Below are 17,783 nucleotides of genomic sequence, written 5' to 3'. Positions count from 1 at the left end.
ACAACAGCGGCACAACCCTGTGTATCGGCCCAGACGAATTCTGCGCCGAATTCAGCGTGCCAATGTGCATTTTCCGAATGACGGCCCGCCCCAAGACTAGACCCGCATACCGAAAGGTCACGCCATGCATGCCTATCGCAGCCATACCTGCGCCGAACTGAACAAATCCAACGTGGGCGACACCGTCCGCCTCTCCGGCTGGGTCCACCGCGTCCGCGATCATGGCGGGTTGCTGTTCATCGACCTGCGCGACCACTATGGCATCACCCAGGTGATGGCCGACCCCGACAGCCCGGTCTTTGCCGAGATCGAAAAGGTCCGCTCAGAATGGTGTATCCGCATCGACGGCAACGTGCTGGCGCGCGACGAAAGCCTGGTCAACGACAAGCTGCCCACCGGTGAGATCGAGGTCTTTATCCGCGACATCGAAGTCCTGGGCAAAGCCGAAGAGCTGCCGCTGATGGTCTTTGGCGAGCAGGAATACCCCGAGGAAACCCGTCTGCGCTATCGCTACCTCGACCTGCGCCGCGAGAAGATGCAGGCAAACATGCTGCTGCGCTCCAACATGGTGCAGTCAATCCGCAAGCGCATGTGGAACAAGGGCTTCAACGAATACCAAACCCCGATCATCACCGCCTCCTCCCCCGAAGGCGCGCGCGACTTCCTGGTGCCCTCACGTCTGCACCCGGGCAAGTTCTACGCGCTGCCGCAGGCGCCGCAGCAGTTCAAGCAGCTGATGATGGTCTCGGGCTTTGACAAATACTTCCAGATCGCGCCCTGTTTCCGCGACGAGGACCCGCGCGCCGACCGCTCGCCCACCGATTTCTACCAGCTCGACCTGGAGATGTCCTTTGTCACCCAGCAGGATGTCTTTGATACCATCCAGCCGGTGATGCAGGGCGTCTTTGAGGAGTTCGGCGGGGGTCGCAAGGTCGACACGGACTGGCCACAGATCTCTTACCGCGATGCGGCGCTTTGGTATGGCTCCGACAAGCCCGACCTGCGCAACCCGATCAAGATGCAGGTGGTCTCCGAGCACTTCCGCGGCTCCGGCTTTGCCATCTTTGCCAAACTGCTGGAACAGGACGGCACCGAAGTGCGCGCCATTCCTGCACCCACCGGCGGCAGCCGCAAGTTCTGCGACCGCATGAACGCCTTTGCACAAAAAGAAGGCCTGCCCGGCATGGGCTATATCTTCTGGCGCAAACAGTCGCCCGACAGCATTGCTCAGGAGCGCGGCATCACCGTCAAAGAGGTCAACGCCCTGGTCAAATCCGGCGAGATCACCCTGGGCAACGAAGCCGCAGGCCCCCTGGCCAAGAACATCGGCCCCGAGCGCACCGAAGCGATCCGCCAGCAGCTCGGCCTTGACGTGGGCGATGCTGCCTTCTTCCTCGGCGGCAAGCCCAAAGCCTTCGAAGGCGTTGCTGGTCGTGCCCGCAACGTGATCGGCGAAGAGCTGGGCCTCACCGACAAGGACCGTTTTGCCTTTGCCTGGGTTGTCGACTTCCCGATCTATGAGGCCGACGACGAAACCGGCAAGATCGACTTTGAGCATAACCCTTTCTCGATGCCGCAGGGCGGCATGGAGGCGCTTGAGGGCAACCCGCTTGAGGTGCTGGGCTACCAATATGACCTGGCCTGCAACGGCTACGAGCTGGTCTCGGGTGCGATCCGCAACCACCGCCCCGAAATCATGTTCAAAGCCTTTGAAATCGCCGGCTACGGCAAGGACGAGGTCGAAAAACGCTTTGGCGGCATGGTCAATGCCTTCCAATATGGTGCCCCGCCCCACGGGGGCTGCGCCGCTGGTATCGACCGTATGGTGATGCTCCTGGCGGATGAGGCCAATATTCGCGAGGTCATCATGTTCCCGATGAACCAACGCGCCGAAGACTTGATGATGTCCGCCCCCTCCGAGCCAATGTCTGACCAGCTGATGGAGCTCGGCCTGCGGCTGATCCCTCAGGACCAGTAAGCGGCAAACACCGCGGCGCAACAGCTTCCCCCCCCCCGAAAGCCCAGCTCTCGGGGGGGCTTTTCTATCGCCCCCCCCCTGTCACGCGCGGTCTTGCGGAGCGGCCCCCCCCTAGATCTAGAGCCGCCATAGCTTTCATTTGGCCCAAAATATCCCGGGGGAGCGCCCTTGGGCGCGGGGGCAGAGCCCCAGATGCCTGTTTCTGTTACCCGCCCCAGATACCCGCCCCAGATGTATGGACCAGATAATACGGCCTGACCCACCACACTGAGCTGGATCATGCGTATCGCGACAAAACGGGGTGCCAGTCTCACCGCAACAGCCTAGGGTAAGCTGAGATCCAGAGGTGATCCGGAAACGCCCCTGATCTGGCGTACTCTGCACCGCCAGAGGGAGCTCGCGGGTGAGCAGGGGAGTAAGGCGATGGTATTTGATCCGCAGTTGGCCGAAATCCGGTTTGGCAGCGGCCTGTCGCCAACACTTGCGCCCGTCACCTCGGCCGATGTGATGCTGGCCCGGCTTCAGGGGCCAGACAGGGCTGCAGATCACTTTCCTATCGCAAAAACGGATGAGATCCTGGCCTTGGTGCGTGTCTTTGCCAAACTGCGAAAACTCAACCGCAGCAAGCGCACAACGCCAGAGGCCAAACTGGCGGAAAAGGCCTTTAAACGCTTTCGCCGGGAGTATCTGCAACAGCGCGACCTGTGGTTTCGCCAGCTGTTGTTGCGGCATGTGACAACACAAGACGGCTTTCGCGAGCGGTTGACCCTGTTCTGGGCGGATCATTTTACCGCAAAGGGTAAGAACAGGGCGATGCGGCCGCTGGCCTATGGCTATGTCGAAAGCGCTATTCGGCCCAATATCACGGGCCGTTTTGAGGATCTGTTGATTGCGGCGCTCACCAATCCTTTGATGTTGCACTACCTTGATCAATTTCGCTCGCGCGGGGAAAACAGCGCCCTGTCGCGGCGGCAGGGCGGGCGCGGTGGCTTGAATGAAAATCTGGCCCGCGAGGTGCTGGAGCTGCACACCCTTGGCGTTGATGGCCCCTATGGTCAAAAGGACGTGCGGCAACTGGCCGAATTGTTCACCGGGCTCAGCTACGGGGTCGAAAAGGGCTTTGTCTTTGATCAACGGATGGCTGAACCCGGCGCAGAAACCGTTCTGGGCCGGGTCTATGGCGGGGCTGAGCCAGCACTGGCACCAGTGCTGCAGGTGCTGCGGGATCTGGCGCGCCATCCCGCGACGGCCGCGCATATCGCCCAAAAACTGGCGGTGCATTTCACCCAAGACCAGCCCGATCCGGATCTGGTTGCGGATCTGACAACGGCCTATCACGACAGCGGTGGGGATCTGCTTGAGGTCTATACGGCGCTGCTGAGCCATGCCACATCCTGGCAGCCTGAGCTGCGCAATGTGAAACCTCCCTTTGATTTTCTGGCTTCTGCCTGCCGTGGCCTGGGGGTTGCCCCGGCGCTTTTGGCAGGTTGGACACCAAAGCAGATCCGCCGCGGCTTTATCGCGCCCCTAAAGCTCATGGGGCAGGACTGGCAGTCGCCGGTGGGGCCGGATGGCTGGGCCGAGGCGGATGCGGCCTGGATCACCCCGCAGGGGCTATCGGCGCGGCTACGCTGGGCCATGGCGGCGCCGCAGCGGCTGGTGGAGCCCTTACCGGATCCACTGGGCTTTGCGCAGCAGTGCCTTGGGGCGCGGGCCAATCCAGGGGTGCAATTTGTCGCCTCGGCTGCCGAAACCCGGGGGGAAGCACTTGGGCTGGTGCTTTGCTCACCCGCCTTTCAGCGGCGATAACCGGCAATCAAAGGGATTTGACATGGCAGATTCGGCACTTTCGCGCAGAACATTCCTGACCCGCAGTGGCCTTTTGGGCTGTTCGCTTGCCGCGAGCCCGCTGATCACCCCGGTGAGCCTTGCCGCAGCACCCTGGGATCAGCGTCTGGTGGTGATCATCCTGCGCGGCGGCATGGATGGGCTGGATGCGATCCGGCCCTATGGGGATGTGAATTTTGCCGGTCTCCGCCCCGGCCTTGTGAGGCGGGCGGGGCAGCCCGGACAGGAGGCTGAGGTTGGTCTGGATCTTGACGGTTTTTTTGCGATGCACCCGGATCTGGCAGGGGTGATGCCGCTTTGGCAGCAGGGGGAGCTTGCCTTTGTGCAGGCGGTTTCAACCCCCTACCGGGACCGGCGCAGCCATTTTGATGGCCAGGACCTGCTGGAAGCGGGGACCATGGGCCTGGGGGAGCGGCGCGATGGCTGGCTCAACCGGCTTTTGCAATTGCACAGTGGGGTCGCCGCCCGCACTGCTTTTGCCATTGGTCACGGGGATCTACAGCTGTTGCACGGGGCGGCGCCGGTCTCTGACTGGTCGCCGGATGCGGATCTGGCGCTGAGCCCGCAGGCGGAACGGCTGGCCGGGGTGATGATGCAGGATGATCCGCTGTTTTCCGCCGCCCTGTCAGAGGCGCTTGCCCTGTCGCGCTTGGATGCGGAGCAGGTCACCACAGGAGCGGGCAGCGCGGCGCAGCCGCAGGGGATGCCAGGTGTGACCCCCGGCAAGGCGCATCTGAAACTGGCGGAATTTGCCGCCAAACAACTGCGTGGGGACACCCGAATTGCGTCGTTTTCATTAAATGGCTGGGATACCCATAGCCAGCAAAAGCGCGGGTTGGGGGCCGCTTTGAAGCGGCTTTCCGGCTGTATCTTGGCTTTGAAACAAGGGGTTGGACCCTTGATCTGGGATAAGACGGCGATTGTGGCAATGACCGAATTTGGGCGCACGGTGCGCGAGAATGGCACAGGCGGCACGGATCACGGCACTGGCGGGGCGATGGTTCTGGCCGGCGGTGCCATCCGGGGAGGCAGGGTCTATGGGCGCTGGCCGGGACTGGAGGAAGCCGCGCTTTATAATCGGCGCGATCTGATGCCCACCGGGGATGTCCGGGCGGTCTCGGCCTGGATCATGCGGGGGCTGACAGGCACCGGGCAAACCGATCTCGAGCAGCAGGTTTTCCCAGGTTTGCAGATGGGGCAGGATCCCGGGTTTTTACGATAGGGGCTGCCTGTTGTCGTGCGGCCCTGTGCGCGGGGATCAGCGCACACTACACTACCGCGGCAACTCGTTTGGGTCGATCTGCAAGGATCTCACGGCGTTTGGCGCATTGTCACGGTTGCGACGAATGATCCGGGCGCAATGGCGCGCCTGCAGGTACAGAACAATGGCGAGGGTCGCCAGGGCGGTCGAAAAGAATTCGAACATGATCAGATGGCAATCTTTCGTTCTAGACGCTCTTGGACCAGCCCGGCGACCACGGCGGCAACGCCGGCGACGGGGCGGCCTTCGGATCTGGCGCGGGCCAGATTTTCTGCGGCCTTGGCCAGGGGGTGGTCTCCGGCGCTGCGGGCAACCCCGCCAATGAACTGGGCCAGATAATCCAGGGATTTTTCTTCCCGTGTTTGGTTCAGCACATCTGCTGCATGGGCCATGTCATCAAGAAAGGCGATTGGATCTGGCTCCACCGTCTCGTCGGTGATCTGGCGCGGGCCGCTGGGTTGGTTGTCGTCCGGGAGGCGCGACAGAATGGCATTCTGAAAGGCCGCCAGTGAGGTGATGGGTTTGGCCAGGAAACCATCGGCACCAGCAGCAAGGCTGGCGTCTTCGACGTTTTCATCGCCCGAGATCGCCAGAATGATCCTGACCCGCGGGCGGGCAACATTCATTTCCCTGATCAGGTCAATTCCGGAGCCATCCGGCAAGCCAACATCTGTAATCACCACCGAGGGACGATAGACCTGCAGATGGCGGCGGGCAGATTTAAGGCAGTCTGCCCGTCGAATACGTGCGCCGCTGCGCAGACAGAGCAGGCGCAGGGCCTCGCAGGCATAGCGGCTGTCTTCGATGACCAAAATGGTCAGCCCCAACAAGGGGCGGCGGGTACTTGGTAGTCTTTGGGCGGCTGCAAACAGTTCCGAATCGTCCATAACTCTTACTCCTTACCGGATAGGATATGACGCTATAAATTTGAGGCTAATTCGAAGTTAACAGCGCCCCAAAGGACTGTTGGACCCGATGCAACGCTACGCGGGGAGGCTGGAGGGCGGGCGCGGCCCAGTCCCTGCGGGATCTGTGGGGGGCTGGGCGCATTGGCGCACTTGCGCCGGATTGCCGCAATTGAGCATAAGTCAGCAACACTAATCTTACCAAGGAGAAGTCACATCATGATTGGGCGCCTGAACCACGTAGCCATCGCCGTTCCCGACCTTGAGGCCGCATCGGCCCAGTACCGCAGCACGCTCGGCGCCAAGGTGGGCGCGCCGCAGGATGAGCCGGACCACGGGGTAACAGTTGTTTTTATCGAATTGCCAAATACCAAGATCGAGCTGCTCTACCCGCTGGGGGATAACTCTCCGATCAATGGCTTCCTGGAAAAGAACCCGGCCGGTGGCATTCACCATATCTGTTATGAGGTTGATGACATCCTGGCTGCGCGCGACCATCTGCAAGCCGAGGGTGCTCGGGTTCTGGGCAGTGGCGAACCAAAGATCGGGGCGCATGGCAAGCCGGTCTTGTTCCTGCATCCAAAAGACTTCAACGGTTGCCTGGTGGAACTCGAACAGGTTTGAGTCTAGGTTGCACAGGTTCTACAGGCTGTGGACCTTGTGCAGCCCGTTGCTTTTAAGGAAGAGAAATAATGGCGATTACATCCGGTTTGGTTCTGTTTGCTGTGATCTGGTTCATGACCTTTCTGGTCATCATCCCGATTCGGATCGAGACGCAGGGCGAAAAGGGCAGGGTTGAACCTGGAACCCATGCTGGCGCGCCAGAGAACCACTACCTGAAGCAAAAGGCGATGATCACCACAGGGGTCACCATCCTGTTGTGGGCCGTGATCGCGGGGATTATCCTGTCCGGCGTGATCAGCGTGAATGACTTTGACTGGTTCGACCGGTTGCCGGATCCCTCATAGATCTTGGTCTGAAACTGTTCGGTGGGCCCCGTTTCCAGATCGTCTGGGGTTAGTCTGCTGGGATCTGCCAGGTCGGATTTGCCTGGTCGGATCTGTCTGGGGTTATCACCGCGATCGCGGCTTTTGGCTGCTCGGGGGGGGCTCCCGCCCGTCGTTGGCCTTTTTGCAAAAGACCTGCCTCCCGTTGGGCCCGGCAGCGCACCTATGGTGCGCTGCCGGGCCCAAGGCCGCAAAGGGGCGGCGGTGAAGCCGAGGCACCTGCGGGCGCGGGAGAGCTTGGCGGGGCTGATTTGTGCCGTTGCCGCAATTTGACAGAGGGCGTGCAAGCAAAAGACTGCGGCGCCGGGGTTAGCCATGACGCCAGAGCGCATGAAACAGATGCGTGTAGGTGGCAGCCCCAAGGATTGGGATCACCAGGTTCAGCAGCGGGATAGACAGCGGCATCGCCATCAAAATACCGGCCATCCAGATCGTCCCGGTGTGTTTGCGGCAGAGTTTTCTGGCTTCAACCGGCCCGACACGGCGGCTGGCGGCGAGGGTGAAATACTCGCGCCCCAAGAGATAGCCATTCAGCGCCCAAAAGATAAAGGGCGCAGCAGGGGTAAAGATCACATACAGGATCAGCGCCAGAGTATTGGCGCCGATCAAGACGCCCAGAAAATTCACCGTGTCCTTTATCGCTGACCACAGGGGCACGGGCGCGACCTGTGGCAGATGGGGGAAATGTTTGTCCTCAACCGCCTGTGCCACCTCGTCCAGAAACATCGAGGTGATGGCCGAGGCCACAGGCACCATCAGGAAGATCGACAGGACCATCATCAACAGAACCGACCCGGCAGAGAACAGATCATCAAGCCAGGTGACCTCGCCAATCAGCGGCAGGTCTACCGTGGCCGAGGTCAGCCATTGAACCAGCAGCAGAAAGCCAACGGTGGCCCCGATCAAAAGCGCCAGGGTCAAGCCGATGCCAAGAAAGAACACCCGTAGAAAGCGCGGATCTGTGATCTGATTCAGGGTTTTGAAAAAGGCGTCAAAAATCATTTCTGCATCCAAGTGGTCAGATCTGAAAGCTCCGGGCGCGGGCGCTCGGGGGGCGTGGTGCTTTGGGTGGCGATATGTACGATCCCGGCCACGCGCTCATTCTCTTGCAGGGCAAAACCCTGTTGGCAGAACACAGGATCATGGCTGGCCCAGCCCGACAGCCAATTGGCCCCCCAGCCCGAGGCAAGGGCCGCATTGAGCAGCGCAAGGCAGACCGCCCCGGCGCTGTAGCTCTGCTCGATGGCGGGAATTTTTGCGCTTTCTTTTTGCACCTCGACAACCACCACGGCCAACTGGCCGAGATCAAACTGGCTACGGGCCTTGACGATGTCTGCCTCTGATTTGCCCAACCGGGCGCCGGCCTGCTCGGTCAGCGCTGCCAATCGGGGCATGGCTGCCTTCTCGATGACCACAAACCTCCAGGGTGTCAGCATGCCATGGTCCGGCGTCCGCGCCGCCGCAGTGAGGAGCGGCATGAGCTCTGCGCGGGTGGGGGCCGGGGCAATCAGCGTTTTGGCGGGGCGAGAGCGGCGCGACAAGAGAAAGTCCAGAGCTGCGTCATTGGCCTGGGTCTGGGAGTCTGTGGTCATATGTAAAGCCTTTTTACATCAATGGGGCCAATCTCAACACCCGGCGGTGATAATTCAAGGGGCAGAGGGGCGCTGTAGCTCAGTTTTTGCCAACTCTCGTCCTTTGGTCCCGATTTTTGATGCCGCGCGGGGCGGCGGGGCGGCCTTGGGCCGGGGGTGGAGCCTGGGTTTCACGCGCTGCCGGGGAATTTTCCTGTGGCCAATCGGACGATCAACAGGCAACAGTGACAACATGGGCAAGCCAAAGAGAAAAAACCTGCCAGACCTTTCCGATCTGGCCGTCACCGGTGCGAAGATCGCGGTCAAAGTGACGCCGAAGGCGGCAGCCAATGCTATTTTGCAGTCTGAGACCGGGTTGAAGGTGACCGTTACCTGCGTTCCCGAAAATGGCAAGGCCACCGAAGCTGTGCGCAGCCTTCTGGCCAAGGCCATGGGGGTGGCAGCCTCAAAGCTGGAGCTGCACCAAGGGGCAACATCGCGCAACAAGGTCTTTGTTTACACGGGGAGCGGCTGACCCCTGTCTGGCCAGAACTGACACCAGTCAGGACTGACACCAGTCCGGACTGGAGTCAGACGGGGTTGCCTGCCGCATGATTGGGGCAGGCACTTTGGTCGCACTGCTTTAGGTTTGGTCTTTTGCCTCGTCCGGCACCAGCCGATAGACGCCTTCTGGCAGATCCAGGGCCGCAGCCAGATCGCGGACCTGGGTATAGGAAAGGGTGATTTTCTGTACCTGATCGGTGCGTGTATCCAATTGTTCGATGGTCACGCATTCTGCAAAGGCATGCAGCGTCAGATCTTCCAACAGCGGGTGTTCCCCTTCGTCGACAAGGGTAACAATGGTGCAATCAAAATCATGTTCGATGCTAAACATAAGCATCAGACTGCCCCCATCCGTGGAGCTTTGCAAGCGCTGCAGTGACAAAGCAGCCCTCTTTCAACAGAGTAGCGCCTTGACGGCCTTGGCCCATATTTGCCTGTAACGCCCGGACGAGGAGGGCAGATCAAGAGCGCGCCATCTGGTGCTGGACCTTCGCTCTGCTGCCGCTGGTGCAGATCTGAATTGACCGATATGAAGAGGGCGGAGCCATAGACTTTGACAAACGGACCCCCACCACGATGACCTCATCCGATATCCCTGCCATTCCCGCGCCCCAGTCTGCGCCCCAGTCTGCACCCCAGTCTGCACCCCAGTCTGCTCCCCTGGCCCCGACAGTGACCCAGCTTGGCGTCGTGTTGACGGACCGGGGCTCGCGCTATGCGGTGAGTGGTGCCAGGGTCACCTCGCGGGCAGAGGTCGATCAGGTGCTGGCAAGTCTGAAACGGGATCGCAGCTATGCCAAGGCCACCCATAACACCTGGGCGGCGCTGCTGCCGACCGGGGGGCTGAAGGCGGATGATGGCGAAAGCGGTGCCGGTATGGTCATTTTGCGGATGTTGGAACGCGAAGGTTTGCGAGACCATGTAATTGTCGTAACGCGCTGGTATGGCGGTAAAAAGCTGGGGGGCGACCGGTTTCGCCGGGTCCAGGATGCGGTGCGGGCTTATCTGGATCAACACTCTGGCTGAACAGGCGTTGATTTGCATCAAAGCAGGCGGGGGCGTGCTCTCATAGTTTTTGCCCATCATCATTGGCAGGAGTCTCTCTGTGCGCGCGCAATCCACCCTCAAGACACATGCAGCCCTGTTTGACCACATGAGCCAGGCCCTGGGGCTGGATCTGCAGGAAGAGGCCATCGCGGGGCGTTTGGCGTTTGACGAAATTTCAGAAGCGGTGCTGCGCTGTCGCCGATGTGCCCATCCGGTGCGGTGCTCGGCGCGGCTGGCCCTGTTGCGGGGCCGTCCAAAGAGCAACGGTCTGGCGGGCGACGTGCTGGCGGCGGCTGATCTGGCCACCGCACCGGATTATTGCCGCAACCGGGATCTGCTGGGGTATCTGAAAGAAGCTGTCGTCTAGGTCTGCGCCAGCGCGCCAAACCGTCGCAAACAAAGGAGCTTTCTCATGCACCCTCTTGGGGACGCGATGCAGCATCTGCAGCTTATGGCCCGCATGGGCAAACATCTTGGCACGGATCTGGCCGAGGCTTTTGAAGCAGGCAAAATCAGCGCAGAGGACTGGGCGGAGATGATCACCTCCTGTCGCGGCTGCGATGCGCCGGAAAGCTGCAAACGCTGGCTCGAAACGCAGGACGGGGCAGCGGGCGCCGGTGGATCGGTTGAGCCCCCGGACTATTGCTGCAACGCCGCGCGTCTGCTGCGCCTGCGGGCAGGCTCCAACTAATAACGCGAGCAGGCTAACACGAACAGGACAGGCTGAGGCGTGGCGCATCACGCCTATGGAGAGCGCAAGCCGCAGGTGAAGCAACTGCCCGCGCGGCGCTCAACACGCCGTGCGGGGCCTGACCCTATAGTCCGGAGTGGCTGCCATCACAGAGCGGCTGTTTGGCTGAGTGTTTGCAGCCGCAAAAGAACAGCTTACCTGTCTTTTGCGCAGTGTATTTTACTGGCGCAAAGGCGCTGCCCTTATGGCTGCCATCGCAAAAGGGCTGTTTTTGCGATTTTCCGCAGGAGCACCAGAAATAGCTTTTCCCTTCGGTGACTTCGACGGCAAAAGGACTCTTCTGGGCGATTACGGGAATTTCATCTGACATGGCTTGGGTCTTTCTCCCTGGCGGGTGATTATACTGGCTGAAGGTACGGCATGGTTGGTCTGCGCAGAGCGTAGCAGGAAACTGGAAGAAAAGCCCAGACAAGGCATGGATCAGGAGCTGAGGCTGCCGCCAAAACGCACCTGAGCGCCCGCCCCCCCCAGGGTCACACACTCAGGGTCATACACCCAGGGTCACGGCGCAGAGGTCAGAGACTAAGGTGTCTGTGCAGGCGCGCTACTGTATTTGTCCCCACAGGTCGTAGTCTCCGGCCTCGTCCACCTCGACAGTGACCAGATCCCCGACGGATAGCGCTTCGGTGCCCTCGTCGATGAACAGGTTGCCGTCGATCTCTGGCGCGTCGGCCTTGGTGCGGCAGGTGGCGATGCCCTCTGCGTCGATGTCATCCACGATGACCTGCATGGTCTGACCGACCTTGGCCTGCAGCTTGGCCTCGGAAATGGCCTGTGCCTTCTCCATGAAGCGCTCCCAGCGCGCTTGCTTGACGTCTTCGCCCACATGATCGGGCAGCGCGTTGGAGCGCGCGCCATCGACGTTTTCGTACTTAAAGCAGCCCACCCGATCCAGCTGGGCCTCCTCCATCCAGTCCAGAAGGTGCTGGAACTCAGCCTCGGTTTCACCGGGGTAGCCAACGATAAAGGTCGAGCGCAGGGTGATATCGGGGCAGATCGCGCGCCAGGCGGCGATCTCGGTCAGGGTTTTGGCGGTATGGGCGGGGCGCGCCATCCGTTTCAGCACATCCGGGTGGGAGTGCTGGAAGGGGATATCCAAATAGGGCAGCAGCGCATTCTCCGGGTCCGCCATCAGCGGGATCAGATCACGCACATGCGGATAGGGATAGACATAGTGCAGCCGGATCCACAGCTCATCCGCCGGGGCCAGCTTGCCCAGCTCGCGCGACAGATCCAGGATATGGCTGCGGACCTCTTCGCCGTTCCACGGGTTCACGTCGTATTTGCGGTCCAGCCCATAGGCCGAGGTATCCTGGCTGATCACCAAAAGCTCGCGTACGCCTGCCTTGACCAGCTTGTCGGCCTCGCGCAGCACCGCATGGGCGGGCCTTGAGGCCAGGCGCCCACGCATATCGGGGATGATGCAGAATTTGCACTTGTGATTGCAGCCTTCCGAGATCTTCAGATAGCTGAAATGGCGCGGGGTCAGCTGCACGCCGGTGGCAGGCAGCAGATCAATAAAGGGGTGGGGATCAGCCGGCACGGCGGCATGGACGGCGTCCAGCACCTGCTCATACTGATGCGGGCCGGTGACGGCCAGAATGCGCGGGTGATGTTCGCGAATGTAGTCGGGCTCGGCCCCCAGACAGCCGGTGACAATGACCTTGCCGTTTTCCTTCAGGGCTTCGCCGATGGCCTCCAGGCTTTCGGCCTTGGCGCTATCCAGAAAGCCGCAGGTGTTGACGATCACCGCATCGGCGCCGGCGTAATCGGGCGAGATGCCATAGCCCTCGGCCCGCAGCCGGGTGAGGATGCGCTCACTGTCCACCAGCGCCTTGGGGCAGCCAAGCGAGACCATGCCAAGCGTTGGCTGGCCGGCACGGGGGCTATCGCCCATCAGGGCTTTGGGGGCGAGGTCGGGGCGCAGGTCTGGCGGATTGCTGGTCATGATCGCGCATATAACAGGAATGCGGCGCGAGGCAAGAAAAACGGAGGTTCGTGGCGTCCCTCCCTTGTGCATTTTTGTGCATCGCATGTGCATTGGTCAGTTCGCGAGGACCCACCGCCCGGCCGACAGGCCGGGCAGCGCCTGACCTTCCCCCTGGGAAGGCGCTACGCGCCTCCCCAAGGTCAAGCGCGGCCCTCACTTGCAAGGTGTACCGCAGCAGCGGAACCTCTTTGCCGCAGTCAAGCATTGCGCCCAAGGGTGGAGCGGCTAAGCTGGTGGTAAGCCCCTAAGGCCAGGGGAAAAGACAGGAGGAGTGGGCAGATGAAGCTGATTATGCGGATCTTGAGCGCGGTGGTCGCGACGCTGGTGGTTTTGGTTGTGGTGCTGTTCATGCTCCCCGGCGAGAAGGTTGCAGGGCTGGCCGCCGACCAGATTGAGGCACAGACCGGCCGCAAGCTGACGTTTCAGGGTAAGGTGCGCTTTACGCTTTGGCCGGTGCTGGGGGTGAAATCCGATGGGGTGGCGCTGTCCAATGCCGATTGGGCCGGGCCAGAGCCGATGTTGACCGCCGAGCGCCTGTCGATTGGCATCTCTGCCGGGGATCTGCTGCGGGGCAAGGTGCGGGTGACCGAGGTCTCGGCGGTGCTGCCGCATCTGAACCTGTCGGAACGCGCGGATGGCCGGGGCAACTGGGTGCTGGGTGGTGAGGGCGAAGGGGCGAGCCCTGCGGCGGGGGCTGGGGAAACCCAGGCGGCTGCTTTGCCGATCAGTATCGAAAAGCTGACCCTGACCGGGGCCTCGCTGCGCTATCAGCCACGTCAGGGCGCGCCGCTGGAGATGTCTAAGGTTGACATGGTGCTGCGCTGGCCGGATCCCAGTGGCACGGTGAATGTTGATCTGACCCTCAGACCGGCGGGGGCAGCTTTGCAGGTGCAGGCCGAGGTGGGCACCTTTGCGGACTTCCTGAACGGCGCGGTCTCTTCGGTGGGGGCTTCGGTCGCGGCTGACGGCGGCAGCCTGCGCTTTGACGGGCGCGCGGATCTCACCGGGGCTGCAACGGGGCGGATCACCGCAAAGACCACGGATACGGAAGCCTTTCTGGCGGCCTTTGGCCAGAGCGGCATTGCGCTGCCGCAGGGGCTGGGGCAAGCGATGGTGATCGGTGCTGATGCCACCTATACCACCGATGGACGCCTGGCCCTGCGCGATATGGCGCTGGATCTGGACGGCAACAAGCTGGAAGGGGCCCTGGATATTGCGTTCTCGGATGTGCCGCAGTTTACGGCGCAGCTGAATGGGGGAAATCTGACGGTGCCTGGTCTGACCTCTGCCGCAACGGCTGCGGCGGCGGGTGACGGCAGCGAGGCGGCTGCCTCGGGCTGGTCAAAGGCGCCAATTGACGCCTCGGCCTTGGCCCTGGCCAATGGCACTGCAGTGATGAGTTTTGACAGCCTGTCGGCGGCTGGGTTGGAGTTTGGCGCCAGCAAGCTGTCGCTGTCTTTGGATCGGTCCCGCGGGGTGCTGAAACTGCAGCCTGCGGCGCTGTTTGGTGGTCAGGTGCTGGGGCAGGTGGTGGCCAATAACCGCAACGGGTTTTCTGCGGGTGGCAAGCTCAGTTTTAGTCGCATCCGGTTGGAGAAGGGTCTGGGGCAGCTGGCCGGATATGACCGGTTGAATGGCGAGGCGCTGGGCGAGCTGGAGTATCTGGCCTCTGGCGGCAGTCTGGATGCGCTGATGCGCTCGCTGTCGGGCAAGGGCTGGCTGGAGGTCAGCAAGGGGTTCTTTACCGGCTTTGACCTTGAAAAGCTGATGCGCTCGGGGCAGGGCAATGGCGGCAGTACCGTGTTTGACCAGCTGTCGGGCAGCTATACCATTGAAAAGGGTAATCTGGTGAACCAGGACCTTCTTATGACGCTGAAAGGGATCCGTGCGGAAGGGACTGGGCGGATTGGGCTAGGGGCGCAGGATCTGGACTACCGGTTTACGCCGACGATTTCGGGGATCAATGGGGCGGCGGGGCTGACCATTCCGGTGCTGATCACCGGCCCCTGGGCGGATCCCAAAATTCGCCCCGATTTGAAAAACGCCCTGCAGCCAGAGATTGATGCGGTGGAGCAGGAAGCCAAGGACCGGGTGATTGAAAAGCTCAGCGAGGAGCTGGATATGGAGGTTACCCCGGAACAGGATCTCAACCAGGTGATCCGCGATCGTATCGAGCAAGAGGCCAAGGATCAGTTGCTGCGATTGCTGCGGAGGGATTGAGGACTGCCTGGCTGTGGCCGGATTTTACACCGCCTGTCTGGGGGTATCCTTGCCATATAGGCTCGCCCCGGGGGGCGAGACAGGTCCGCGGGGGAAGGGGCGCCCGCCTGTTGGTATGGTGGTTCCCGTCTCTCGCCATTTTTATCTCTTTGTGGTTTCCGTATCTCAATGGGCTCGCCTCACGGCGAGACAGGTTTGAAAGGGAAAAGGGCCCGCCGTTAGGCGGGCCCGGGTCGCCTGCCGCAAGGCAGGGGAAACCATTTGGCTTCGTTGAGAAGAGGCCCAGCCTTAGATGGTCTGGTCGTAGTCGCCCACCAGGGGTTCGGTGCGGATGACAGCATCAATATCGGCAAAGATGGCGCGCATTTCGTCTTCGCTGTCAGAGCTTTCACAGACCACAACCAGGTTGGGCGTATTGGAAGAGGCGCGCACCAGCCCCCAGGAGCCGTTGTCCAGGATTACCCGGGCGCCATTCACCGTCACCACCTCTTTGATGCGGTGGCCTGCCAGCAGCTCTCCGGCCTCGTGTTTGGCTACCAGCTTGGCCACCAGCCGGTCCAGCACTGCGTATTTTTCGGTGTCCGCACAATAGGGGGACATGGTGGGCGTCGACCAGGTCTTGGGCAGTGCCTTGCGCAGGTCCGACATCGACATTTCCGGGTTGCGGTCCATCAGTTTGCAGATTTCAACGGCGACGCGCATGCCACAGTCGTAACCGCGGCCTATGGGCTCGGCCAGGAAATAGTGGCCGGATTTCTCAAAGCCAGCCAGGGCACCAATTTCCTTGACCCGGCGTTTCATATGGCTATGGCCGGTTTTCCAGTAGTCTGCCGTTGCGCCGTTTTTGATCAGTTCCGGATCTGAGGCAAAGAGCCCGGTGGATTTGACATCGGCCACAAAGATCGCGTTGGGGTAAATCTTGCTGAGATCCCGCGCCATGATGACGCCAACCTTATCGGCAAAAATCTCTTCGCCCTCGTCATCCACCACGCCACAGCGATCACCGTCGCCATCAAACCCCAGCGCCATATCAGCGCCGGAGGCTTTGACGCTGGCAGACATGTCGTGCAGCATCTCCATGGCTTCGGGGTTGGGGTTGTAGTGGGGGAAGGTGTAGTCCAGCCTGTTGTGGCTGGGCACCACTTCGACGCCGATGCGTTCAAACAGCTCTGGCGCAAAGGCCGAGGCGGTGCCATTGCCGGTGGCGCAGACAACCTTGAGCTTGCGGGTCATTTTGAAGTCGCCCACCAGATCGTCAAGATAGGCCTCTTTGACACCATCGACAAATTCGTAAGAGCCACCGGGGCGGGCCGCGCCGTCGCCGTTCAGCACGATGTCGCGCAATTCGCTCATCTCGTCGGGGCCGTGGGTGAGGGGGCGTTCAAAGCCCATTTTAACGCCGGTCCAGCCATTGGGATTGTGGCTGGCGGTGACCATGGCGACCGCAGGCACGTCCAGGTGAAACTGGGCGAAATAGGCCATGGGCGACACCGCCGGGCCGATGTCCTTGACCTGAATACCCGCCTGCATCAGCCCCAAAATAAGCGCCTGTTTGATGGCCAGGGAATAATCGCGGTAATCATTGGCAACGGCAATGACCGGGGGAATGCCCCGGCGATACATCTGCGTTCCCAGGCCCAGACCCAGAGCGGTCATGCCGGGCAGGTTGATCTCTTCGGGGTATTTCCAGCGGGCGTCATATTCGCGAAACCCCGTTGGAGCGATCATTGGGTCGCGCAGAAAATTCCAGGTGTTTGGCTGCACCGGGGAGCTTGGCTTTTTCATCGGTAAATAGTCCCTTGAGGGGTCAGATCGAAATAGGGTTGGCTTTGGCGAGGGCGTCAAATGCCATCAATGTCTCAATAAGCTTTGGCATCTGATCCAGGTAAATCATATTGGGGCCGTCACAGGGGGCGTTGTCCGGATCCTGATGGGTTTCCATAAAGACGGAGGCAATGCCGGTTGCGACTGCTGCGCGCGCCAGGACCGGCGCAAATTCGCGCTGCCCCCCCGAGGCGCCGCCCAATCCGCCGGGCTGGGCCACGGCATGGGTGGCATCCATCACCACCGGATAGCCGGTGCGGGCCATTTCCGGCAGGCTTTGCATGTCGACCACAAGGCGATTGTAGCCAAAAGAAACGCCGCGCTCGGTCAGCATGATGCGTGTGTTGCCGGTGCTTTCGATCTTGGCCACCACATTGGGCATGTCCCAGGGCGCCAGAAACTGGCCCTTCTTGACATTGATCACCGCGCCGGTGCGCCCGGCCGCGAGCAAAAGCGAGGTCTGGCGGCACAAAAAGGCCGGGATCTGCAGGATGTCAACCACCTGGGCAACCGGGTCACAATGGTCTGCCTCGTGAATGTCGGTCAGCACCGGCACGCCAATTGTATCCTTGACCGATTGCAGCACCTGCAGACCTTTTTCCATCCCCAGGGCGGGTTTGGCGTTGATCGAGGTACGGTTGGCCTTGTCGTACGAACCCTTGAAGACATATTGCGCACCAACCTTGTCGCAGGCCTCTTTCAGGGTGCCGGCGATCATCTGGGCGTGATCTGCGCTCTCCAGCTGGCAGGGGCCGGCAAGAATGGTCAGGGGGCGATCATTGCCAATGGTGAGGTTGGCGACTTGGATGTTTTTCAT

At 61.2% G+C, this 17,783-nt stretch carries 19 protein-coding genes; 10 read left to right on the top strand and 9 right to left on the bottom strand.

The window, feature by feature from the left end; all coding sequences use genetic code 11:
• Window positions 1-124 precede the first annotated feature (124 nt).
• The 3 genes from aspS (at window position 125) to ARCT_RS0116715 (ending at window position 5,048) form a co-directional block, all read left to right on the top strand.
• Window positions 125-1,978, top strand: coding sequence for an aspartate--tRNA ligase (gene aspS / locus ARCT_RS0116725; protein ID WP_027241095.1), 1,854 nt, complete (start codon window positions 125-127; stop codon window positions 1,976-1,978).
• A gap of 423 nt (window positions 1,979-2,401) precedes the next feature.
• Window positions 2,402-3,787 carry a DUF1800 domain-containing protein gene (locus tag ARCT_RS0116720; protein ID WP_027241094.1) on the top strand — a complete coding sequence of 462 codons (1,386 nt, stop codon included), beginning with the start codon at window positions 2,402-2,404 and terminating at the stop codon, window positions 3,785-3,787.
• 22 nt (window positions 3,788-3,809) lie between these two features.
• Window positions 3,810-5,048 carry a DUF1501 domain-containing protein gene (locus ARCT_RS0116715; protein ID WP_027241093.1) on the top strand — a complete coding sequence of 413 codons (1,239 nt, stop codon included), beginning with the start codon at window positions 3,810-3,812 and terminating at the stop codon, window positions 5,046-5,048.
• A gap of 51 nt (window positions 5,049-5,099) precedes the next feature.
• Here the strand turns inward: ARCT_RS0116715 and ARCT_RS28075 are convergent, their stop codons facing one another.
• Window positions 5,100-5,252 carry a hypothetical protein gene (locus tag ARCT_RS28075; protein WP_154665384.1) on the bottom strand — a complete coding sequence of 51 codons (153 nt, stop codon included), beginning with the start codon at window positions 5,250-5,252 and terminating at the stop codon, window positions 5,100-5,102.
• 2 nt (window positions 5,253-5,254) lie between these two features.
• Window positions 5,255-5,974, bottom strand: a complete 720-nt coding sequence (locus ARCT_RS0116705; protein WP_027241092.1) for a response regulator — start codon at window positions 5,972-5,974, stop codon at window positions 5,255-5,257.
• A 237-nt stretch (window positions 5,975-6,211) separates the two neighbouring features.
• Here ARCT_RS0116705 and mce point away from each other — a divergent pair, with 237 nt between their 5' ends.
• Window positions 6,212-6,616 (top strand): methylmalonyl-CoA epimerase, encoded by a 405-nt coding sequence (mce, locus tag ARCT_RS0116700; RefSeq protein ID WP_009811569.1) that lies wholly within the window; start codon window positions 6,212-6,214, stop codon window positions 6,614-6,616.
• 68 nt (window positions 6,617-6,684) lie between these two features.
• The gene (locus ARCT_RS0116695; RefSeq protein WP_027241091.1) at window positions 6,685-6,960 is read left to right on the top strand and encodes a DUF1467 family protein; all 276 of its coding nucleotides are present in this window, start codon (window positions 6,685-6,687) and stop codon (window positions 6,958-6,960) included.
• A gap of 348 nt (window positions 6,961-7,308) precedes the next feature.
• Here the strand turns inward: ARCT_RS0116695 and ARCT_RS0116690 are convergent, their stop codons facing one another.
• Complete coding sequence (locus ARCT_RS0116690; protein ID WP_027241090.1) at window positions 7,309-8,001, bottom strand: EI24 domain-containing protein; 693 nt, start codon at window positions 7,999-8,001, stop codon at window positions 7,309-7,311.
• Window positions 7,998-8,591, bottom strand: coding sequence for a nitroreductase family protein (locus ARCT_RS0116685; protein WP_027241089.1), 594 nt, complete (start codon window positions 8,589-8,591; stop codon window positions 7,998-8,000). The genes ARCT_RS0116690 and ARCT_RS0116685 overlap by 4 nt, the downstream gene beginning before the upstream one ends.
• 232 nt (window positions 8,592-8,823) lie before the next feature.
• Between ARCT_RS0116685 and ARCT_RS0116680 the strand changes: the two genes are divergently transcribed.
• Window positions 8,824-9,105 carry a DUF167 domain-containing protein gene (locus tag ARCT_RS0116680; protein ID WP_027241088.1) on the top strand — a complete coding sequence of 94 codons (282 nt, stop codon included), beginning with the start codon at window positions 8,824-8,826 and terminating at the stop codon, window positions 9,103-9,105.
• Between the two features lie 108 nt (window positions 9,106-9,213).
• Here the strand turns inward: ARCT_RS0116680 and ARCT_RS0116675 are convergent, their stop codons facing one another.
• A complete protein-coding gene (locus tag ARCT_RS0116675; RefSeq protein ID WP_027241087.1) occupies window positions 9,214-9,465 on the bottom strand; it encodes a hypothetical protein in 252 nt (83 codons plus the stop codon).
• Between the two features lie 359 nt (window positions 9,466-9,824).
• Here ARCT_RS0116675 and ARCT_RS0116670 point away from each other — a divergent pair, with 359 nt between their 5' ends.
• The 3 genes from ARCT_RS0116670 (at window position 9,825) to ARCT_RS0116660 (ending at window position 10,872) form a co-directional block, all read left to right on the top strand.
• A complete protein-coding gene (locus tag ARCT_RS0116670; protein WP_036786000.1) occupies window positions 9,825-10,160 on the top strand; it encodes a YigZ family protein in 336 nt (111 codons plus the stop codon).
• Window positions 10,161-10,239: 79 nt separating this feature from the next.
• Window positions 10,240-10,548, top strand: coding sequence for a DUF6455 family protein (locus ARCT_RS0116665; RefSeq protein ID WP_027241085.1), 309 nt, complete (start codon window positions 10,240-10,242; stop codon window positions 10,546-10,548).
• Between the two features lie 45 nt (window positions 10,549-10,593).
• Window positions 10,594-10,872 (top strand): DUF6455 family protein, encoded by a 279-nt coding sequence (locus ARCT_RS0116660; protein ID WP_027241084.1) that lies wholly within the window; start codon window positions 10,594-10,596, stop codon window positions 10,870-10,872.
• A gap of 124 nt (window positions 10,873-10,996) precedes the next feature.
• Here ARCT_RS0116660 and ARCT_RS0116655 read toward each other — a convergent pair whose 3' ends face one another.
• Entirely contained in the window at window positions 10,997-11,242 is a 246-nt protein-coding gene (locus ARCT_RS0116655) for a CDGSH iron-sulfur domain-containing protein (RefSeq protein WP_027241083.1), read from the bottom strand.
• A 234-nt stretch (window positions 11,243-11,476) separates the two neighbouring features.
• Window positions 11,477-12,880 carry a 30S ribosomal protein S12 methylthiotransferase RimO gene (gene rimO / locus ARCT_RS0116650; protein WP_027241082.1) on the bottom strand — a complete coding sequence of 468 codons (1,404 nt, stop codon included), beginning with the start codon at window positions 12,878-12,880 and terminating at the stop codon, window positions 11,477-11,479.
• A 321-nt stretch (window positions 12,881-13,201) separates the two neighbouring features.
• Between rimO and ARCT_RS0116645 the strand changes: the two genes are divergently transcribed.
• Window positions 13,202-15,142: an AsmA family protein gene (locus ARCT_RS0116645; protein ID WP_027241081.1), complete on the top strand. Its 1,941-nt coding sequence runs from the start codon at window positions 13,202-13,204 to the stop codon at window positions 15,140-15,142.
• Between the two features lie 288 nt (window positions 15,143-15,430).
• Here ARCT_RS0116645 and ARCT_RS0116640 read toward each other — a convergent pair whose 3' ends face one another.
• Together ARCT_RS0116640 and kdsA are read right to left on the bottom strand one after the other, a co-directional pair.
• Window positions 15,431-16,927, bottom strand: coding sequence for a phosphomannomutase/phosphoglucomutase (locus ARCT_RS0116640; protein ID WP_027241080.1), 1,497 nt, complete (start codon window positions 16,925-16,927; stop codon window positions 15,431-15,433).
• Window positions 16,928-16,949: 22 nt separating this feature from the next.
• Entirely contained in the window at window positions 16,950-17,783 is an 834-nt protein-coding gene (gene kdsA / locus ARCT_RS0116635; RefSeq protein WP_027241079.1) for a 3-deoxy-8-phosphooctulonate synthase, read from the bottom strand.

It is taken from the genome of Pseudophaeobacter arcticus DSM 23566 (genome assembly GCF_000473205.1).
Taxonomy (GTDB): domain Bacteria; phylum Pseudomonadota; class Alphaproteobacteria; order Rhodobacterales; family Rhodobacteraceae; genus Pseudophaeobacter; species Pseudophaeobacter arcticus.
Note: the sequence above shows the minus strand (reverse complement) of the source record. Positions and strands in the feature narration are given on the sequence as shown.